Consider the following 4,073-nt stretch of genomic DNA (forward strand, 5'->3'; position numbering starts at 1 on the left):
TCATGGTTTTCTGTTGCTCTCGTTCTAATTTCTGCTGTTCTTTGTACTGTTCCAAAGCAAGCTGTTTGAAGTTGTCAAAATCAGCCTTAAAGCTCTCAATACCCTGTTTAATTTCTTTGTCTGAAATTGGGCTGTCTCTGAGGTCTTTCAGGTCTTTTTTCGGGTCACCTAAATCGAGTCGTTCAAGCTCTTTATGCGCTGTTCGTGACTGTTGCAGGGCTTCCCTAATTTCAGGGTCTTTAGCTTGGCTTGGTAGTAGTTTTTTTTCAGGGTCTTTGGCTATGCCTTGCTCTTTGTAGCTTCGCATATCAATACGACTATCAATTTGATGCTTTTCTAAATGGCTATTGCATAAATCTGCCCATCTTTGGCGTAGGTCTTTAATATCAGTTTTTCGTTCCTGGTAACTCTTGCCGGTATTGTCTTTTTTAGCTCCGCCACGTTCAGGATTCTTGCTGTTATAGCGTTTGAAATATTGCTCCGGATCTCGTTCGATTCCATCTTGCAGACGTTCATTAAACATCAGGTGGACGTGGGGCTGATCGTTGCCGTCCATTGCTTTAGGGTTATGAATCGCAAATTGATACGGATATTTTGAGCCGATCTCGGACTGAATGAAGTCCTCAACCAGTTCTAGGCGTTGCTCAGCATTCATTTCTCTAGGCAGGGCAATTTCATATTCTCGATAGGTACTGCCATTTTTGCGCTCGTAAAGGTCGGCTGCTTCCCAAAAGGTAATTGGATTATGTTCAGCCCATTTCGGCATATTTCCATAGGCACTATGTTCAAGGTCAGTTTCTGCCTGTTCCTGTTTCAGCTTCTTTTCTTCGTCCCGATCAATATATTCGGCATGCGGTGCTGCTTTGCCTGCCTTACCGACTTTGACACTTAAACGAGCAATCGCCATTAGGTCTTATCCTGTTCCTTTTTTCGGTTACGTTCTTTTTTAAATGCTCTTTGATCAAGTATCGAAGCCCACATCATAATGATGATAAGTAGCGGTGCTGCGATCACGCCAAAACTAATATCTTTGATTTTTCCCAATACCTGTTTTAGTTGCATGCTTTTGCTCCTAGCTTTGGTACTTCTTTTTTCGTTCAATTGAAAATTGAATGAAAAAAGAAGTTTCAGGGTTTTAGGGATGAAGTCCCTAACGTGCTTAGGTTTCTCAATGAAATTGAGAAACGTCTAAGCGCGCCATCAAATTTTTGATGGAAGTGCAGGCGATAATCTCTAGAACGACTTTAACAAAATTGCGTACATCTGACGTAATTATTTTGTTATCGTTCTTTGAGAATTGAGCCTGTACTTTTGCGGTATCTGAATTAACGGAATTGAATATGAATAATGATTGGCTGTCTGAAAAAATCACCTATATCTCTGCTTTAAAGAATCCGAGTGATGCTCAAAAACTTTTATTGGAACTAGCTAAAATCCAATACCGTACACCCGACCAAGAGAAAAAACTGAATGCCCTGATTAAAGCTGAAAAAGCTATAGATCGGGCAAATAAACAAAAGGTAGTTGTTAAAAAATTACTGAATGCTGAAAAAGAAGCGGAACGCAAAGCCCGTACACGTCATCTCATTCAATTAGGCGCACTTTTTGAAATTGCTAACTTAGATAAACGGGACCCAGCCGAATTACTTGGCGTACTGCTTAAAACGGCTGAAATCAACCCAGACGATATGAAATGGCAAATTTGGAAAGATTTAGGACTTGAAACATTAAATCAGCGTAAAAAATAAGAACTGAATCAAAATATTAATGGAGCTTCATAGCGAAAAAAATTTTCGCTATGAAGCCCTCATTTTTAAAGTTGTACAGACTCAGATTCAAACTAAGTATCAATAACTTATACCTTTGTGAAAACTATTCTTTTATTAGTCTAATATTCAAACCATCACTTAAACCTTGATTACCATTATAAAACTCATCCTCACCATTATCGTAAGTTGCCAAACGTGTATGATTAATATACGTTTTACCTTTAGATTCAAAAGGTGTAGATGACCAATACATTATCTTGTTATGCACTTTAGGCTCACCCTTATAATCTAAGCCAGTATATTGCTTCTTCCAGTATTCATAACTACCAACAAAACTGTTTGAGGGTAAAGCATTAAATCCTGTTGGGTTTGTAACTGTTTTTGCAAAACTAGGCCAACCCTTAGTGGAACGTAATCTAGTCGTGGCTAATTCCTTACCACCTAAATTGTTACTTAATTTAACCCAATCATTTAATGATGGTATTTTCCAACCTTCTGGTGCTAAACCACGCTTATCAATTACCGCATATCCGTTATACAAATAACCATGTATTTTGCATAATTTTTCTTCATAACAAAAATACATTGGAATATTTTTACTACTAAATTCATCAGCAGTTTTAGCTCGACGAATTGAATCTCCATTCCTAAATTTAGTCACCTTCAAATTTTGTGTTGCCCAAATCTGTCCATAAATATTTACTGAAGGAATTATTTCTGAAGTAGCGTCATATAAAGGTTTTAATGGTTTCGTTGAATCGGAATTACATGCCCATACAAAATTCTCTGGCTGCACTCCATTACTACGTAAGTTTGCCTGCTCAATTGCTATTCTATCTGCTTGTTCTTTACTTTTAGCTAACCCCCATCCATAACTAGTGCCTACGTTACTACTCAATGTTCTGTAAGCACCACAACCACTTCCCTGCCAAGCCAATACAACAGAAGGATTCTTAGCCCCTCTATTTTTCGCTTCAATTAAAGCTATTTCTTCTGCCTTAACTCTGCTTGGATGATCATAAGCCCACCCATAATAGAATCCATTCTCGCGATCAATTGCTAAAGCAGCAAACTTATTTTCATTAACTTCAGCAGCTTCTAAATTAGTGATCCCAAATAAAAAAATTAAACTTAATCTTAAATATGTAATTTTCATCCCATGCCCCCAATTTTTATCGAAGTCCTATTATCAATATTACAGCTAAGATCTTCTAATATAAGACAATTCAGAAAATATTGACTTACTTATAGAAGCATATAAGGCATTAATACAACAATTTTATAGAAACATCCATATGAACATAAAAAATAGCCTAAGCCGCCTATAAATAAAAACTTATTCTATTCCAAATCCTCTAAAAGCATAAAAAATACACTCAACTCTCTTAACTCGTCCCCCAAAGCGTCGCACTTCGTGCTTTGGCTTTGGTGAACGGTTGAGAGAGTTTCGGCAATACTCTCCCTAAAGGCGGTCATTTAAAAAAATGACACATCCTTTAAGTATTGCCGATTTACCGCATATTCTTTTGGCTTCGGAGCCACGTATATCGGTCGTATCCGCACATAGCTTTGCAGACTATGCAGACAAGGACTAAAGGTCTTGCACCTTCCCCCACACGCTCCCTGTCGAAGTATGGCGGTATCTCTGCGAGGGTTTCCCCAACATGCAACTTAACCCAACCTATACAGCTACTCTTAACGCTCCGCTTTTGTGAGATTCCCCTGTAGCGGTTTAGCCTTTCGACTATCGCTACGTTGCACCAGTGACACTTATTCCCTCCACATGCAACGCATGCCAATCCGTAAAACGGACACGCAGAAGCAGGCAAAGCTCGATCTATGATGCTTATTTGATGAATAAAAACACGTATTAACGAAGACTTTTCATTTTGAGTCTTGATCTAAACACTGTTTATTGTGAAAATAGAGTTCAGGTACAAGCCTTAGTGTGAAATCATAACGGTCGCCAAACCTTATGATCTTCGTTATTCGATGGTCGAAACATCAAATAACTGCGTACCGCTGAATATAAAGCGAAAGCCCATTTAGTTTCAATACTAAATGGGCTTTTTCTTTGATCAATCAAACATTAAAACAATTAAGAAAAGTCATATTTCATAATGACTAAAGCCATAATCAAGCACGTTTCAATGCCATAATATGGCGAACCATTTCATTAATATGTTGTTTTGTTTCATTATCTTGTGAACTTAACCATGTCACCACATCAGCATCAAAAGCCTTTGCTTGAGCTATGACATGGCGTTCCTGTAATTTCTTCACAAAGCTAGGTTTAACCAATGG

Annotated in this window: 4 protein-coding genes; 1 reads left to right on the forward strand and 3 read right to left on the reverse strand. The window is 38.0% G+C overall.

Annotation, left to right across the window (positions count from 1 at the left end; translation table 11 throughout):
• Both F960_RS00270 and F960_RS22530 read right to left on the reverse strand, forming a co-directional pair.
• Positions 1-907 (reverse strand): MobA/MobL family protein (locus F960_RS00270; RefSeq protein ID WP_004847146.1); only part of this gene is annotated, 907 nt, incomplete at its 3' end.
• Complete coding sequence (locus tag F960_RS22530) at positions 907-1,062, reverse strand: hypothetical protein (RefSeq protein ID WP_004847148.1); 156 nt, start codon at positions 1,060-1,062, stop codon at positions 907-909. The genes F960_RS22530 and F960_RS00270, both read right to left, overlap by 1 nt.
• Positions 1,063-1,340: 278 nt before the next feature.
• Here F960_RS22530 and F960_RS00275 point away from each other — a divergent pair, with 278 nt between their 5' ends.
• The gene (locus F960_RS00275; protein WP_004847151.1) at positions 1,341-1,748 is read left to right on the forward strand and encodes a conjugal transfer protein TraD; all 408 of its coding nucleotides are present in this window, start codon (positions 1,341-1,343) and stop codon (positions 1,746-1,748) included.
• Positions 1,749-1,872: 124 nt separating this feature from the next.
• On the opposite strand, the gene F960_RS21390 is transcribed toward F960_RS00275, so the two are convergent.
• Positions 1,873-2,925, reverse strand: a complete 1,053-nt coding sequence (locus F960_RS21390) for an FISUMP domain-containing protein (protein ID WP_004847153.1) — start codon at positions 2,923-2,925, stop codon at positions 1,873-1,875.
• Positions 2,926-4,073: the final 1,148 nt, after the last annotated feature.

This window comes from Acinetobacter gerneri DSM 14967 = CIP 107464 = MTCC 9824 (assembly GCF_000368565.1).
GTDB lineage: Bacteria > Pseudomonadota > Gammaproteobacteria > Pseudomonadales > Moraxellaceae > Acinetobacter > Acinetobacter gerneri.